Here is a 16258-nt window from a genome sequence, read left to right as displayed (position 1 = left end):
GGCGGCTCATTCTGCGAGGAGGTGGCGGTTGCGCTGCGGTGGTCAGCCGAGCGGGGTCATGGCTCTCGACCAGATGCCGTAGGGGACGTCGGTGACTGGGGTGCCGGAGATTCCTTTCAGGGGCAGGGGTTCCAGGCTCTTGCCCAGGTCGATGCGGTAGACGACGACGGCGGTCGACACGGACTTGGCCGTGCCGACGTACCAGGCCGCGGTGTCGTCCTGGGTGGTACCGGTCTTGCCCGCCACTTCGGTTCCGGCGGCCTTGGCTGCGCTGGGATGCGCGAGGCCGAAGGAGTCCGTGAGCGCGTCCGTCACCTCGCTCGCGGTGGTCCTGCTCATCGCCCGGGTCGGCTCCGGCCGCTCCAGGGCGACCGCGGCGCCGTTACGGGTGATACGGCGGACCGAGTACGGCTCGGTGTGGACGCCCCCGGCGTCGAACGTGCCGTACGCGCTCGCCATCCGCAAGGCGCTGGGCGTGGCATTCCCCAACGACAGCGCGGGCACCTGTGCGCCGAAGCTGGAGGAGAGCAGCCCGGCGTCCTCGGCGGTCTTCCGTACGGTCGTCAGCCCGGTGTCCATGCCGAGCTGCATGAACGGGGTGTTCACGGACTGGGCGAGGGCCTGGCGCAGACTGATCTGCCCGTAGGACTTCTTGCCGTCGTTGTGCGCGGCGACCTTCTTGCCGCTGCGGTCCCAGTACGGCCCCTCCGGTGTGGTGATCGGCACGCCGTCGTTCCCGTCGTACAGCGTGTCCGGGGTGACCGAAGTCGGCGGTCTGCCACGGGTCTTGGTGACCCCGTGCTCCAGGGCGGCGGCGTAGACGAACGGCTCGAAGGCCGAACCGGCGGGCACAGTGGTCGAGTTGGAGTCGTTGTAGCCCTGCGTACGGTGGTCGGGGCCGCCGTAGACGGCGAGGATCCGGCCGTCGGAGGCCACCGAGGAGGCGCCGTAGTGCGCGGTCTTTGCCGTGTCGGCGTTCTTCTTCTGCGCGTCCTTGCGGGCCTTGTTCACGGCGTCCGTCAGCTCGGTCTCCCGCTTACGGTCGAAGGTCGTGTAGATCTGGTAGCCGCCGAGGTCGAAGTCCTTGTCCGAGATGTGCGCGGTCTTCTTCGCGTACTGGGTGGCCAGTTCGACCAGGTAGTCGCTCTGCTTTCCGGTGTCGTAGGTCTTCGACTGCTTGAGCGGCTCGGGGAAGGTCTTGTACTTGGCGCGCTCGGCCGGCGACAGCTTGCCGATCTTCACCATGCGGTCCAGGATCCACGACCAACGGGCCACCGCCCGGGCGTGGTTGGCCTTGCTGAGCGTCGGGTCGTAGAGGCCCGCGCCCTTCAACAGCGAGGCCAGGAAGGCGCCTTGACTCGCGTTGAGCTGACTGACGTCCTTGCCGTAGTACGCCTGCGAGGCGCGCTGCAGGCCGTAGGTGCCGCGGCCGAACCAGCTGGTGTTGAGATAGCCCTCAAGGATCTTGTCCTTGCTCATCTTGTTGTCGAGCTTGAGGGAGATCATCGCCTCGGTGAACTTGCGGCTCACCGTCTGGTTCTGGGTCAGATAGACGTTCTTCACGTACTGCTGGGTGATCGTCGAACCGCCCTCGGTGTCCCCCTGGCCGACCGTGCGGTAGAGGGCGCGGCCGATGCCCTTCACGGAGATGCCGGGGTCGCTGTAGAAGCTCTGGTTCTCCGCGGCGAGCACGGCCCAGCGGACGTCCTCGGGGATGTCCTTCAGCGGCATCGCCTGCCGCTGCACCCAGCCGGTCCGGGCCATGGGCGTCCCGTCCGACCAGAAGTACACGTTGTCCTGCTGGGTGGCGTACGTGTTGAGGTTCGAGGGGATGTCGGTGGTCGCGTAGGCGACGACCAGGAACATTCCGCTGAGACCTACGACGGCCAGGACGCCCCCGACCGACTGCCGCCACGAGGGTATCCAGCGGCGCCAGTCCGTACGGCCCGGGCGCGGGTACATCGGGCGCAGCTTGCGGACGTACGGCGTGAGGAAGATCACGGCCGGGGCGAGGCGGGCGGCGACGGGGGCGAAGCGGGTGCGGAGGATCGCGGCGAGGCGGGAGAGACGGCTGCGGAGGGACGCGCGGTGGGCTTTGCGCCCCCGGTGCCGGACCGGTTTCGTCTCCCCCTCGGGTATCTCGGACGCCTCCGGTATCTCCAGGTCGGACAACCGCAGCTGCATGGTCTCGTCCGGACGGAACCCGGCGGGGAGCTTCAACTGCATGGTCTCGTCCGGTCGCTGAGGCTCTTCCCCCTCCCCCTCGTGGCTCACGACGCGTTCCCCTCCGCACTCCGTATTGCTCGCACAGGCAGACGCACAGTCGTACGAGGGTCTGTCCAGGTTGCCGCGGACGCGACTGCAAATCCCGGTTCCCCCCGGCCTCACAGATCACGCGACGCCCTCAAATTACCAGTGGTCTTCGCAAGTTCTCCATATAAGAAAACGACAGAACAGGACACAGCCGAAACCTTCATGAAAAAACAAGGTGCCGTACTCATGTGAGGCTCATGTGAGGTGGGGGTTAGCCTGATGCCATGCCTCGCTACGAGTACCGCTGCCGGACCTGTGGGACCACATTCGAAGTCAGCCGACCTATGGCGGAGTCCTCCGCGCCGGCGGACTGTCCCTCCGGGCATGACGACACGGTGAAGCTGCTGTCGGCTGTGGCGGTGGGGGGTACGTCCTCTGCCCCCGCGGCCGGAGGGGGCGGCGGGGGCGGCGGTTGTTGTGGTGGCGGGTGCTGCGGCTAGGCAGAGTCTGTGCGTTGTCGGGTGCGGGTGCGTGGGGGCTGGTCGCGCCCGCGCGGCGGAGCCGCAAATCGATACAGTCCCGCGCCCCTAAAAAAGGGCGACTGTACGGGACTGTGTCAAGAACTCCCGCAGGATTCGCTCGCCCGCCAGGACGCCTCGCTCGGGTAGGGCCGTGACGTTGGGGGCCGTCCAGGACTCGTCTGCCAGCTCTCCATGGCCCGGGCGCCAGGCCTTGTCTGCTGCCAGCAGGAGGTCGGCGTCCAGCAAGGAGTCGCCGGCTGCCAGGGTCAGGGTGGCGCCCGTGCGGTGGGCCACCTCTCGCATCGCTGCGCTCTTGGTGAGGGGCTTCGGGACGGCGTAGATCTTGCGGCCCTGGAGCGAGACCGTCCAGCCTCGGTTCTCCGCCCAGACCGCGAGTTCCTTCACCCACTCCTCGGGGAGGAGTTCGCGCTCGACGACGAGGTAGGCGAAGAGGTCCTCGGCGACGCGGTGCTTGCGTACCCACGCCGGGTCGGCGGTGTCCGCCAGGTACTGCCGGACCTCCTCCAGCGGCGCGCACTCGGCGGCCAGCTTTGCCTGGACCCCGGCGTGCCAGTCCTCGTCGGTGACGCCGTCGACGAGGAGGTGGCCGCCGTTGGCGCAGATCGCGAACTTCGGTTCCGGGCCTGGCAGGTTGATGCGCTGGTACTGCTTGCGGGTGCGGGTGGTGGTCGGCACGAAGACGGCCGCGTCACCCAGTTCGCCGAGTTCGGTGAGGAGTCCGGCCGCGGTCTCCGTCATGAAGGACAGCGGCTTGCTCTCGTGCACCTCGACGCAGAGCAGCCGGGGCGCCTGCGCGTCCGGCATCGTCAGGGCGAGGGCGGCCGAGGAGTAGATGAGCGTACGGTCGAGGTCGCTCGCGACGAGTACCGGCATCAGACCGCCACCGCCTTGCCGTCAGCGCCGGTCGCACCGCGCGTGTACTTGGGGTGGATCAACCCCACGCAGGTGTACGGCAGTTCGGCCACCTCCTCGACGGGCACGCCTCGCTGCTCGGCGAGGAGTCTGACGTGGTCGAGGTCGGCACCCGCACCGGCTCGCGCGAGGATCTTCCAGGGCACCCGGCGCAGCAGCACCCGGGTGGTCTCGCCGACGCCGGGCTTGACGAGGTTCACGTCGTGGATGCCGTACTCCTCGCTGATCCGCTCAACTGCCGCCCAGCCTTCCCAGGTTGGGGTGCGGTCGGCGGCGAGCAGTTCCTTGGCGAGGACGGTCACCGCGTCCGAGACCTCCGGGAAGCGGGCGGCGACCGCGTCCAGGAAGTCCACGGAGACGTCGACTCCGGCGAGTTCGCGGTAGAACTTGGCGCCGTGGAAGTCGTGCGGGCCGACCAGGTCCGAGCGGAGCACCGTGCGTGAAATCAGCCCCGACACGGTCGAGTTGAGGCAGGCGGAGGGGATGAGGAAGTCCTCGCGGGTGCCGTAGGTCTGCACGCAGGATCCTGGGTCGGCGAGCACCGCGATCTCCGGGTCGAAGCCGGTGATGCCGTCGGACTCCTCGAACTCCCTGACCGCGTCGGTGAGTTCGCGGGTGATGGCGCCCTTGCCGGTCCAGCCGTCGACGAACACGACGTCGGCGGGGTCGTGGTGGGCGGCGAGATAGCGGAGCGCGTTGGCGTCGATGCCTCGGCCGCGCACGATCGACACGGCATAGTGCGGGAGGTCGAGACCGTGGCGGTACTGGGCCCAGCGGCGCATCAGGACGCCTACGGGGGTTCCTGCGCGGGCGAGGGAGACGAGCACGGGGTGCGGGGAGCGCTCGGCGAGGACGAGTTCGGTGACCGCGCCCACGGCGAGCGCGAGTCGGCCGGCGGCCTCGTCCAGGGCGGTGTGGAAGAGCTGTTGGTACTGCTCGCTCGGCTGGTACTCCACCGGCAGCGACTCCGCGTAATGCGCGCCGCCGCTCTGGATGGCCTCCTCGCGCTCCTCGGTCGGCGCCTCCAGCGTCACGTCCGAGAGGTCCTGGAGCAGCCAGCCGACCTCTTCGGGCGCGTACGAGGAGAAGGCGGGGCCGCGGAGGGGCTCGGGGAGCATGGGGGGCCTTTCGGGGACGTACGAGGGCACTACCGCGAGGATGACGTGCGGGGTGTGTTCGGCGAGCCTCGCCAACAGGCCGTCCGGGGCGTGGAGTTCGGGGGTGTCGGCAGTGTCGTCGATCACGGCGACGACCGCGTCGAAACCGGCGCCGGCGATGTTGTAGGCGTAGCGGTCGCCCGGGCCGTCGGCGGGGGTGTCGTGGGCCGGGAAGGTCAGGCGGGTTCGTATCGCGTAGCCGGGGTCGTCCACCGCGAGGACGGGCGAGCGGGTGGTGGTGGAGTAGGTGACACCAGCGTCTACGACCTGTTCCAACTCGCGGGCCAGTCTCAACGGGGCGTACATCAGCTCTTCGAAACCGAGGATGTGCACGCGATGCGCGCCCTCAGGGAGGGCGTCTGCGAGGCGGGCGGCCATTGCGGGGAGGGCACGTTCGAGGCGTATTCGGTGTTGGGGGGTGAAGCCGTGACGTCCACCGTCGGGGAGGTTTCTGGGCCAGCGGAGTTCGACTCGGGTGGTTCGGTTGTGGGTCGGGTGCGGGCCGGTGGGGGCTTGTCGCGCAGTTCCCCGCGCCCCTGGGGGGTTGGCGTCCAGGTGGGTTTTTAGGGGCGCGGGGAACTGCGCGACCAGCCCAGACGGCGCAGCAGACGACAGACCACCTGCCCCAGCACCCCCTGCCTCGTACCGCGCCACCAACTCCTGGCCCCTCTCCAGCACCCCCTCCGGCAGGCGAACCGTGCCGGATGCCGCCGCCACCAGGTCCACCCTCGCGCCGATCTCCGCCGCGAACTCGTCCAACCGACCCGCGTCCGCCGCCGAACGCATGTCCACCAGGGCGACCACCACATACCGGTCACGTGGATAACGCTCGTGCAGGTCGCGGATCGTGTTCAGGACCGTGTTGCCCGTGGAGAACTCGTCGTCCACCAGGACCAACGGCCCCTCCCCCGCGAGGAGTTCGGGGTCCTCCGGCAGCAGGAGGTGGGACGTCGCGTGGGAGTGGGACTCCTCGAAGCCGCCCGCCGTGGCCACGCCGGCGACCGGGCGGCGGGTCGAGTGGAGGTAGGGGGCGACGGCGATGCCGTCCGCCACCGCGTGGCCGAGGCCCGTCGCCGTCTCCGCGTAGCCGAGGACCACCGCCCGGGCGGCCTCGTCGGGGCCGAGGAGGTCGCGGACCCTACGGCCCAGGGTGAAGCCGTAGCCGTACACGATCGACGGGGACTGCGGGACGTGCTTGCCGAGTACGTTCGACACGAGCAGGTGGGCCCGCTTGGGGTTGCGGCGGAGGGCCAGGCCCAGGAGGTCCGTCAGCTCGGGGTCGCCGAGCAGTTCGACACCGAGCCGCTCCGCGACCCAACTGCCCGACCAGACCTCGTTATTGCCCGGCCGGACCCCGTCGTTCACTGCCTTGTTCATACGTCCCTTGCGATTCAGCCGGGGATTCCGGCGGCGAGCAGCTCCACGAAGCCGACGTCCTCGCGTGCGACCCCGAAGATCTCGGCGCGCAGCATCGTCCGCTCGGCCCAGGCGCGGTGCGGCTTCACCTCGTTCATCTTGTTCGTGTACGCCGAGCGCAGCACGCCCCCGCCACCCCGCTCCGGCCGCAGGATGTCCTGCGCGTCGCAGAACTCCTCGTGGCTGACCACGGACAGCGCGTGCACGGGCAGCACGTGCGAGGGGTGGATGCAGGTCTTGCCCATCAGCCCGTTGGCCTGGTCGAGAGAGATCTCGCGCAGCAGGCCGTCCATGGCGTGCTCGATCAGCGCCTCACGCAGCTCCTCCGCCTGGCCCTCCAGGAAGGGGCTGCGGCGCAGCTGCGGCTTGAACATGCGCTCCTGGACCCGGAAGTACTCCCACACCGGGCCGGTCACCGTGAACCCGGTGCCGTCGGCGCGGCCCAGCATGTTCACCACGTCGCCGATCACGTTGGCGACGATCTGGACGTCGTAAGCCGTCATGTCGGAGGCGCGGCGCAGGCCGTAGGAGGAGCAGAAGTCCGTCACGCCCAGGCGCAGGGCGAGGACGCGGTCGCGGTACTTGTCGACCGCGCGGGAGATGCCCTCCAGGGTCTCGACACGCGACTCGCGGTACAGCAGCTCCGGCGACTCCAGGACCGGCATGCCGAACAGCCGGTGGCCGCTCGCCGCCTCCGCGGCGGCCAGCGCCTCCAGGAAGGGGGTGCCGCTCTCCTCGGTGAACTTCGGCATCACGAAGCCGGAGAGCAGTTCTACGGCCGGGCCCATGCGGCGTACGAGATCGGGGATCTGTTCGGGCACGCGGACCCGGATGAACAGCAGCGGCAGCTCGGTGTCCGGGCGGGCTGCCAGCTCGGTGAACTGCTGGACCAGGTTCTCCTCGGCGGCCGGGACGTCCTCGTCGCCGATCGAGTCCTCCAGGCACAGCACCATCGAGACGACACCGCGTCCCGCCAGCTTGACGATGTCGTCGGCGAGGTGGGGTCGGGTGGCCGGGCTGTAGAGCGTGGCGCCCAGGGCCGCGGCGAGCAGCCTGGCCGGGGAGTCCGCGTCGAACTCGCACGGCTCCTGGAAGAAGAGACGCTGCCGTACCTCAGGGGCAATGTGCCCGAAATGACGCATAAAGCTCCCCCGTGGTGCCGTTGTGGTTCGTGATTGTTTTCGATAGGTGGCCGGTAATAGTACGTACAAACCCATGTCGAGGGTTCCCGCCGGGCATGAACTTCAGGTAACTCGGCCATGTCGGTGTCCGAACCCCCACGTTGTCGTGACCAGGACCGAGAGGGCAGGATGACCGCATGACGCACGCGATGCTGAAGGGGTCGAACGTCCCGCTGGAAGCCACCACGGTACGTGCCGTGCTGCGCTGGGCCCCCGGGGCGGAGGTCCCGGACGTGGATGCCTCGGCGCTGCTCCTCGGCCCCGCCGGTCAGGTGCGTTCCGACGAGGACTTCGTCTTCTACAACCAGCCCCGGCACCCCTCCGGGAAGGTCTGGTGGCTCGGCAAGAAGCGTGTCGCGGAGGGTCCCACCGACACGATCCAGACAGATCTCGCCGGTGTCGAGCCCGAAGTCAGCCGGATTCTGGTGGTCGCTTCGGCGGACGAGGTCACCTTCGACCACGTACAGGGGCTGCGCATCCTGCTGTACGACGCGGCCGTCGCGGAGGGTGAACCGCTGCTGTATTTCGACATCAAGCCGGAGACCGGTGAGGAGACCGCGCTGATCTGCGGGGAGCTGTACCGGCGGGGTGACGGGTGGAAGTTCCGGGCGCTCGGTGAGGGGTACGCCAACGGGTTGCGCGGGCTGGCGATGGACTTCGGGATCACGGTGGACGAGTCGGAGGGAGTGGGGGTGGGGGTGGCTGAGGCGGGGGTCTCCCAGCCGTTGCCTCCGGCGGTTCCGGTGCAGTCCGGGTACGGGTATCCGCAGGCCGAGGAGCCCGTGACTCAGCCTGCGTATGGGTATCCGCAGACCGCTCCGGCGGGGACGTACGGGTATCCGCAGCCGGTGCCTGTTGCTGCTGCGCCGGATCCGAACTTTCGGATGCCTCCGCAGGGGCCGCAGTTCATCTGAGGGTGGGTGCGTTGTTTTTTGGCTGCCGGCCGGTGGGGGCTGGGCGCGCAGTTCCCCGCGCCCCTGGAGAAGCTGCCCCTTCGGGGCGCTTCAGCGCTCCACCTTGGTCTTGTAGCCCCGCCCCCACTGCAAGCCCCACCCATACAACCGGTCCAGTTCCGCTTGGAAGCCGTACACGAACTTCACCTCGCGGCGGACCATCAGTTCGCCCTTGACGTTTTCGATCATCACGACCGCGCAGGAGCGGGCCTGGGGGTGGCGTTCGTCGAGGCCTATCTCGATGCGGGGGCCGTTGCTGGGGTACAGCGTGACGATCGCGTGGGTGCGGTCGAAGGCCGGGGTCTGGTCGTAGATGTAGACGAAGACCAGGAGGCGTTTGATCTGGTCGCGGTGGTCGAGGTTGACGTACATCGTCTCGCCGGACGCGGAGCCGAAGCGGTCGTCGCCGCTGAGCTTCACGTAGGGGGGTGAGTTGACGTCGCCGAGGAGGCCGCCGAGGGGCTGGACCACGCCCTTGGTGCCGTCCATGAGCTCGTAGAGGCAGCCCAGGTCGAGGTCCACGTTGACCATGCTCTGGCTGTGGCCCATGACCTCCGGGGGCTTGAGCGCCTTGAAGGGGTGCCTCAGGAGGCTGTCCCGCTGGAGGCCGCCGATGTCGGAGGTCCGCATCCGCCAGGTGAGGTTGACGCGGAGGTTGCCGGTGGCCGCGCCCTGTTTGGTGAGCGAGACCTGATGGTGCCGTTTGGTCAGTTCTATCGCGTTGCTGGCCGCGCTGCCCGAGTCGAAGTCGGCCTCGCGCCGCCAGATTCCGTCGAAGAAGCCCATTCCCGCCCCCACGTCCACATCAACGTTCCGCATGACAAAGCCGTCGGGGCGGCCGGACAGAGGACATGTCCTCGACGGCCGCCCCGAACAGAAGCGTTCCCTTACCAGGGAGCTTGTCACACCCCGGACGAGACCTCAGTCTTCTCGTCCGCGCCCGCTTTTCCCTCTGCTTCCGCGAGGGCCTTGTTCCTGCGGACCGAGGACCAGAAGGACCAGCCGATCAGGATGACGCCGACCAGGCCGGTGATGACCTCGTTGATCTGGTACTGGATGGTGACCATGAGGATCACGGCCAGGGCGCCGATCGCGTAGTGGGCGCCGTGCTCCAGGTAGACGTAGTCGTCAAGGGTGCCCTGGCGGACCAGGTAGACCGTCAGCGAGCGGACGTACATCGCGCCGATGCCGAGGCCCAGGGCCATCAGGACGATGTCGTTGGTGATGGCGAACGCGCCGATCACGCCGTCGAAGGAGAAGGATGCGTCGAGCACTTCGAGGTACAGGAACATGAAGAACGCTGCCTGGCCGGCGAGGACGACTGCCGAGCGCTGCTTGCCGGTGCGCGCGGCCTCTTCCTCCTCCTCGTGCTCCCGCTCCTCCTCTTCTTCGAGCTTGTCCTCGAAGTAGCCCGAGAGTCCGCCGACGATCATGTACGTGATCAGGCCGGAGATACCGGCGATCAGGACCGTCTGCGCCTTGTCCGCGTGCGCGCCGCCGTGCTGGTGGGCGTGGGCCGCGAAGGTGAACGAGGTGATCAGCAGGACGATCAGCGCGATGCAGACCGACAGCATGTCGACCTTGCCGAGCTTGGCCAGCGGGCGCTCGATCCAGCGCAGCCACTGGATGTCCCGGTCCTCGAAGATGAAGTCCAGGAAGATCATCAGCAGGAACATGCCGCCGAAGGCCGCGATCGCCGGGTGGGCGTCGGTGACCAGCTGCTGGTAGTGGTCCTTGTTGTTGAGCGCGAGGTCGACCGCGTCGATCGGGCCGATCTTGGCGGTGACCGCGACGATGACGACGGGGAACACCAGCCGCATGCCGAAGACGGCGATCAGGACACCGATCGTGAGGAAGATCTTCTGCCAGAAGGCAGACATCTTCTTCAGGATCCCGGCGTTGACCACCGCGTTGTCGAAGGACAGCGAGATCTCCAGGACGGCCAGGATCGCCACGATGCCGAAGGCTTCCCACCCCCCGTAGAACGCCGCTGCGACAAGGCCGAGCGCGGTGACCGCGAACGACCAGCCGAAGGTTTTCAGAAGCACTGGCTACCCAATCGTGTGTTGGGGGTTCCCCCAGACGGAGTCTGGGGGAGGGTCTCCCCCCGCGCCGCACTCGGCTTTACTTAAAATTTGACGTCGAGCACTGAGTCTAGAGGGAGACTCCGCCGACCGGGACAGCCGGTGTGGATAACGCCCTTTACGAGACGTTGACCCCGAAGTCCATGGCGATGCCCCGCAGTCCCGACGCATACCCCTGTCCGACCGCCCTGAACTTCCACTCGCCCTGGTAGCGGTAGAGCTCGCCGAAGATCATGGCCGTTTCGGTGGAGGCGTCCTCGGAGAGGTCGTAGCGGGCCAGCTCAAGGCCGTCGGCCTGGTTGACGACGCGGATGAAGGCGTTGCTGACCTGGCCGAAGGTCTGGCCGCGGACATCGGCGTCGTGGATGGAGACCGGGAAGACGATCTTGTCGACGTTGGCCGGCACCTTGGAGAGGTCGACCAGGATCGACTCGTCGTCACCCTCGCCCTCACCGGTGAGGTTGTCGCCGGTGTGCTCCACCGAACCGTCCGGGCTGGTGAGCTGGTTGTAGAAGATGAACCACTCGTCACCGAGCACCCGGCCGCCGTTGCACAGCAGGGCGCTGGCGTCGAGGTCGAAGTCGGCGCCGGTGGTGGAGCGCGCGTCCCAGCCGAGGCCGATCAGGACGTTCGTGAGGTTCGGTGCGGCCTTGGACAGGGAGACATTGCCCCCCTTGGCGAGCGTGACGCCCATAGTGCTGGTCCTCCCCGAGGCGATGCTTCTTTGGTTGTCCTGCACTCCCCCGGAGGGGAGACCCTCCGGCGCCGCACGCGAACCGCGCGGCGCCGGACGGTGAAGCCTCCGTACATCGGACGCTCGTACGTCAGACGTTGACGCCGAAGTCCTGGGCGATGCCGCGCAGGCCCGAGGCGTAGCCCTGGCCGATGGCGCGGAACTTCCACTCCGCGCCGTTGCGGTACAGCTCGCCGAAGACCATGGCCGTCTCGGTGGAGGCGTCCTCGGAGAGGTCGTAGCGGGCGATCTCGGCGCCGCCGGCCTGGTTCACCACGCGGATGAACGCGTTGCGGACCTGGCCGAAGGACTGCTGGCGGTTCTCGGCGTCGTAGATCGAGACCGGGAAGGTGATCTTGTCGACGTCGGCCGGGACCGCCGCGAGGTTCACCTTGATCGCCTCGTCGTCGCCCTCGCCCTCACCGGTGGTGTTGTCACCGGTGTGCTCGACGGAGCCGTCGGGGCTCTTGAGGTTGTTGAAGAAGACGAAGTTCGCGTCACTGGCGACCTTGCCCGCGCTGTTCAGCAGCAGGGCGCTGGCGTCGAGGTCGAAGTCGGTGCCGGTGGTGGTACGGACGTCCCACCCCAGACCGACGATGACCGCGGTCAGGCCCGGGGCCTCCTTGGTCAGTGAAACGTTGCCGCCCTTGCTGAGGCTGACTCCCACGAGTCCTCCATTGGTGTCCAGGGGCGGGGATGCCCCGTAGTGCGTCGGTATCGGATCAACGTCTCGATCCTAGTGACGGGTTCCCGACCCTCGCAGGCTCTGGAACCTAACAATCACAGGCTGTCGAGCGCCTTCACGTACTCGTTGAGGTCGCGCGCGTCCGGCAGGCCGTTGACGACCGTCCAGCGCACGACGCCCTCCTTGTCGATGACGAAGGTGCCGCGCACGGCGCAGCCCTTGTCCTCGTCGAAGACGCCGTAGGCGCGCGAAGTGTTGCCGTGCGGCCAGAAGTCGGAGAGCAGCGGGTACTCCAGGCCCTCCTGCTCGGCGAAGACGCGCAGGGTGTGGATGGAGTCGTTCGAGACCGCGAGGAGCTGGGTGTCTCGGTCGGTGAACTGCGGCAGGTTGTCGCGCAGGGAGCACAGTTCGCCGGTGCAGACGCCGGTGAAGGCGAAGGGGTAGAAGAGCAGCACCACGTTCTTGTCGCCGCGGAAGTCGGAGAGCTTCACGGTGGCGCCGTGGTTGTCCTTGAGCTCGAAATCGGGGGCCTTGTCGCCGACCTGAATCGCCATCTCGTCCTGCATCCCTTCGGTGGGGCTGTTCGGGTGAGTCCACCCGGCGTCCACCCTACGCAGCGATCACGGCATGCGGACGGACGGGCTGGCGTGGCCAGCCCGTCCGGGGTTCAACGATCGAGGTACCTCCGGGGTCTACCTCTTGGACTTGGCTGCCTTGGGCGTCACCAGCCGGCTGCCACTCCAGTCCTTGCCCACGCTGACGCTCTTGGCCGCGGAAAGGCCCGCGGTCGTGGCGGCTTCCGAGATGTCGCTGGGCTCGACGTAGCCGTCACGGCCGGTCTTCGGCGTCAGCAGCAGGATCGAGCCGCCCTCCTCGACGTACGAGATGGCGTCCACCAGCACGTCGGTCAGGTCGCCGTCCTCGTCGCGGAACCACAGCACCACGGCATCGGCGACGTCGTCGTAGTCCTCGTCCACCAGGTCGCTGCCGATGACTTCTTCAATGGCCTCGCGGAGTTCCTGGTCTACGTCGTCGTCGTAGCCGATCTCCTGGACCACCTGCTCGGGCTGGAACCCCAGCCTGACGGCAGGGTTCGTCCGCTCCTCCGCGTGGTCCGCGGTCGCGCTCACGGGTTGCCTCCTGATCATGTCTTGATGAATGTCCAGCATCGCGCGTGCGCGAAGCATTGGCCGTAGTCCACACGGACGGGCCGGATCGCGCAAGTACCCGGCGATTCGGAACGCCGAAACGGTGACGATCCTGGCCGTGTCGCCGCAACTCCAGGCACGCTATCGCGGCCGCTGGTGACGTACACCACAGCGTTCTGCCCGGTTTGCACGTTTGAGAACCCTCCGAGGGTACGCGACTCGAATGACTTTGCTAAACGAGTCACGGTTACCTCACGGTAGAGATGACGATTGCCATCCTGCGGTAGACCATGGGGAACGGTGCAGAACCATGGAAATCCAGCACCGATAAGCCTCATTAAGCCCTCATAGGCCCACCCCATCAGCCTCAGACAGTCCCCTCTGACAGGTAAGGAACAGCGTGGCTTCCGGATCCGATCGCAATCCGATCATCATTGGCGGCCTTCCGAGTCAGGTTCCTGACTTCGATCCCGAAGAGACCCAGGAGTGGCTCGACTCGCTCGACGCCGCCGTGGACCAGCGCGGCCGTGAGCGGGCCCGCTATCTGATGCTCCGGCTGATCGAGCGGGCCCGCGAGAAGCGCGTGGCCGTGCCCGAGATGCGCAGCACTGACTACGTCAACACCATCGCCACCAAGGACGAGCCGTTCTTCCCCGGCAACGAGGACATCGAGCGCCGCATCCTGAACGCGACCCGCTGGAACGCCGCGGTGATGGTGTCCAGGGCCCAGCGTCCCGGCATCGGTGTCGGCGGCCACATCGCCACGTTCGCCTCCTCCGCCTCGCTCTACGACGTGGGCTTCAACCACTTCTTCCGGGGCAAGGACCAGGGCGACGGCGGCGACCAGATCTTCTTCCAGGGGCACGCCTCGCCGGGCATCTACGCCCGCGCGTTCCTCCTGGACCGGCTCAGCGAGCAGCAGCTGGACGCGTTCCGCCAGGAGAAGTCGAAGGCGCCGTACGGGCTGTCCTCGTACCCGCACCCGCGGTCGATGCCGGACTTCTGGGAGTTCCCGACCGTGTCCATGGGCCTGGGCCCGCTCGGCGCGATCTTCCAGGCGCGGATGAACCGCTACATGGAGGCGCGCGGCATCGCGGACACGTCGCGGTCGCACGTGTGGGCGTTCCTCGGCGACGGCGAGATGGACGAGCCGGAGTCGCTCGGCCAGCTGTCCATCGCCGCGCGCGAGGGCCTCGACAACCTGACCTTCGTCGTCAACTGCAACCTCCAGCGGCTCGACGGCCCGGTGCGCGGCAACGGCAAGATCATCCAGGAGCTGGAGTCGCAGTTCCGGGGCGCCGGCTGGAACGTCATCAAGCTGGTCTGGGACCGCACCTGGGACCCGCTGCTGGCCCAGGACCGGGACGGCGTGCTGGTCAACCAGCTGAACACCACGCCGGACGGCCAGTTCCAGACGTACGCCACGGAGACCGGCGCGTACATCCGCGAGCACTTCTTCGGGCACGACCACCGGCTGCGCGCGATGGTCGAGAACATGACCGACGACCAGATCCTGCACCTGGGGCGCGGCGGGCACGACCACCAGAAGGTCTACGCGGCCTTCGAGGCGGCCAAGCAGCACCAGGGCCAGCCGACCGTCGTCCTCGCCCAGACGGTCAAGGGCTGGACGCTGGGCCCCAACTTCGAGGGCCGCAACGCCACGCACCAGATGAAGAAGCTGACGGTCGCCGACCTCAAGGGCTTCCGCGACCGGCTGCACCTGCCGATCACCGACCAGGAGCTGGAGTCCGGCGCGCCGCCGTACTTCCACCCGGGCCGGAACTCGGAGGAGATCCAGTACATGCACGACCGGCGCAACGCGCTCGGGGGCTACGTCCCGACGCGTGTCGTCCGCTCGAAGCCACTGGCGCTGCCCGAGGAGAAGACGTACGCGAGTGTGAAGAAGGGTTCGGGCCAGCAGTCGATCGCCACCACCATGGCGTTCGTGCGGCTGCTCAAGGACCTCATGCGGGACAAGGAGATCGGCCGACGGTTCGTACTGATCGCGCCGGACGAGTACCGCACGTTCGGCATGGACTCGTTCTTCCCGAGCGCGAAGATCTACAACCCGCTGGGCCAGCAGTACGAGTCGGTGGACCGTGAACTCCTGCTCGCGTACAAGGAGTCGCCGACCGGGCAGATGCTGCACGACGGCATCTCGGAGGCGGGCTGCACCGCTTCGCTGATCGCGGCGGGTTCGGCGTACGCGACGCACGGCGAGCCGCTCATCCCGGTCTACGTCTTCTACTCGATGTTCGGTTTCCAGCGCACCGGTGACCAGTTCTGGCAGATGGCCGACCAGTTGGCGCGCGGTTTCGTACTGGGCGCGACCGCGGGTCGTACGACTCTGACCGGTGAGGGTCTGCAACACGCGGACGGGCACTCGCAGTTGCTCGCGTCGACCAACCCGGGGTGTGTCGCCTACGACCCTGCGTATTCGTACGAGATCGCGTACATCGTGCAGGACGGACTGCGGCGGATGTACGGCTCGGACGCGGAACACCCGCACGGCGAGGACGTCTTCTACTACCTCACCGTCTACAACGAGCCGATCCAGCACCCGGCGGAGCCCGCGGACGTCGATGTGGAGGGCATCCTCAAGGGCGTCCACCGGATCAGTCGGGGGGCTTCGGGGACGGTTCCGGCGCAGATCATGGCGTCGGGCGTGGCGGTGCCGTGGGCTATCGAGGCTCAGCGGCTTCTCGCCGAGGACTGGAACGTGCGGGCCGATGTGTGGTCCGCGACCTCCTGGAACGAACTGCGGCGCGAGGCGGTCGATGTCGAGCGGCACAATCTGCTGCATCCCGAGGAGGAGCAGCAGGTTCCTTATGTCACGCGGAAGTTGAGCGGGGCGGAGGGGCCGTTCGTGGCTGTTTCCGACTGGATGCGGTCGGTTCCTGACCAGATTTCTCGGTGGGTGCCCGGGACTTATCAGTCGTTGGGGGCTGATGGGTTCGGGTTCGCTGACACCCGCGGGGCGGCTCGGCGGTTCTTCCACATTGACGCGGAGTCGATTGTGGTGGCTGTGCTGACGGAGTTGGCGCGCGAGGGGAAGGTTGATCGGTCTGTGTTGAAGCAGGCGATCGATCGGTATCAGTTGCTGGATGTTGCTTCGGCTGATCCGGGTGCGGCGGGCGGGGACGCGTAGTCGTTTTTCGTCTGCGGGTGCGTGGGGGCTGGTCGCGCCCACGCGG

General features: G+C 67.7%; 13 protein-coding genes. 3 read left to right on the top strand and 10 right to left on the bottom strand.

What is annotated here, in order from left to right; all coding sequences use genetic code 11:
- Nucleotides 1-42 precede the first annotated feature (42 nt).
- A complete protein-coding gene (locus tag SPR02S_RS28195; RefSeq protein ID WP_019060368.1) occupies nt 43-2226 on the bottom strand; it encodes a transglycosylase domain-containing protein in 2184 nt (727 codons plus the stop codon).
- Between the two features lie 311 nt (nt 2227-2537).
- On the opposite strand from SPR02S_RS28195, the gene SPR02S_RS60515 reads away from it, so the two are divergent.
- Nucleotides 2538-2753, top strand: coding sequence for an FmdB family zinc ribbon protein (locus SPR02S_RS60515; RefSeq protein ID WP_078623017.1), 216 nt, complete (start codon nt 2538-2540; stop codon nt 2751-2753).
- Between the two features lie 87 nt (nt 2754-2840).
- On the opposite strand, the gene SPR02S_RS28190 is transcribed toward SPR02S_RS60515, so the two are convergent.
- Genes SPR02S_RS28190 through SPR02S_RS28180 form a run of 3 tightly spaced genes read right to left on the bottom strand, consistent with a single transcriptional unit; the run spans nt 2841 to nt 7422 of the window.
- Nucleotides 2841-3668, bottom strand: coding sequence for an HAD family hydrolase (locus tag SPR02S_RS28190; RefSeq protein WP_019060367.1), 828 nt, complete (start codon nt 3666-3668; stop codon nt 2841-2843).
- Nucleotides 3668-6241, bottom strand: coding sequence for a phosphoribosyltransferase (locus tag SPR02S_RS28185; protein WP_019060366.1), 2574 nt, complete (start codon nt 6239-6241; stop codon nt 3668-3670). The genes SPR02S_RS28190 and SPR02S_RS28185 overlap by 1 nt, the downstream gene beginning before the upstream one ends.
- 14 nt (nt 6242-6255) lie before the next feature.
- The gene (locus SPR02S_RS28180; protein WP_019060365.1) at nt 6256-7422 is read right to left on the bottom strand and encodes an HpcH/HpaI aldolase/citrate lyase family protein; all 1167 of its coding nucleotides are present in this window, start codon (nt 7420-7422) and stop codon (nt 6256-6258) included.
- Between the two features lie 176 nt (nt 7423-7598).
- Here SPR02S_RS28180 and SPR02S_RS28175 point away from each other — a divergent pair, with 176 nt between their 5' ends.
- Nucleotides 7599-8375, top strand: a complete 777-nt coding sequence (locus SPR02S_RS28175; RefSeq protein WP_019060364.1) for a TerD family protein — start codon at nt 7599-7601, stop codon at nt 8373-8375.
- Between the two features lie 90 nt (nt 8376-8465).
- Here the strand turns inward: SPR02S_RS28175 and SPR02S_RS28170 are convergent, their stop codons facing one another.
- The 6 genes from SPR02S_RS28170 to SPR02S_RS28145 all read right to left on the bottom strand — a co-directional run bounded on the left by SPR02S_RS28170 (nt 8466) and on the right by SPR02S_RS28145 (nt 13046).
- Nucleotides 8466-9200 (bottom strand): TerD family protein, encoded by a 735-nt coding sequence (locus SPR02S_RS28170; protein WP_019060363.1) that lies wholly within the window; start codon nt 9198-9200, stop codon nt 8466-8468.
- A gap of 116 nt (nt 9201-9316) precedes the next feature.
- A complete protein-coding gene (locus tag SPR02S_RS28165) occupies nt 9317-10462 on the bottom strand; it encodes a DUF475 domain-containing protein (protein ID WP_019060362.1) in 1146 nt (381 codons plus the stop codon).
- A gap of 154 nt (nt 10463-10616) precedes the next feature.
- Nucleotides 10617-11192: a TerD family protein gene (locus tag SPR02S_RS28160; protein ID WP_019060361.1), complete on the bottom strand. Its 576-nt coding sequence runs from the start codon at nt 11190-11192 to the stop codon at nt 10617-10619.
- A 130-nt stretch (nt 11193-11322) separates the two neighbouring features.
- The gene (locus tag SPR02S_RS28155) at nt 11323-11898 is read right to left on the bottom strand and encodes a TerD family protein (protein WP_019060360.1); all 576 of its coding nucleotides are present in this window, start codon (nt 11896-11898) and stop codon (nt 11323-11325) included.
- A 113-nt stretch (nt 11899-12011) separates the two neighbouring features.
- The gene (locus tag SPR02S_RS28150; protein WP_026150930.1) at nt 12012-12470 is read right to left on the bottom strand and encodes a peroxiredoxin; all 459 of its coding nucleotides are present in this window, start codon (nt 12468-12470) and stop codon (nt 12012-12014) included.
- Nucleotides 12471-12608: 138 nt separating this feature from the next.
- Entirely contained in the window at nt 12609-13046 is a 438-nt protein-coding gene (locus tag SPR02S_RS28145) for a DUF3052 domain-containing protein (RefSeq protein ID WP_019060358.1), read from the bottom strand.
- 418 nt (nt 13047-13464) lie between these two features.
- Between SPR02S_RS28145 and aceE the strand changes: the two genes are divergently transcribed.
- Entirely contained in the window at nt 13465-16212 is a 2748-nt protein-coding gene (gene aceE, locus SPR02S_RS28140; RefSeq protein ID WP_019060357.1) for a pyruvate dehydrogenase (acetyl-transferring), homodimeric type, read from the top strand.
- Nucleotides 16213-16258: the final 46 nt, after the last annotated feature.

Source organism: Streptomyces prunicolor NBRC 13075, assembly GCF_000367365.1.
Taxonomy (GTDB): domain Bacteria; phylum Actinomycetota; class Actinomycetes; order Streptomycetales; family Streptomycetaceae; genus Streptomyces; species Streptomyces prunicolor.
The sequence above is the reverse complement of the archived record's forward strand: the minus strand, read 5'-3'. Positions and strand labels throughout refer to the sequence as shown.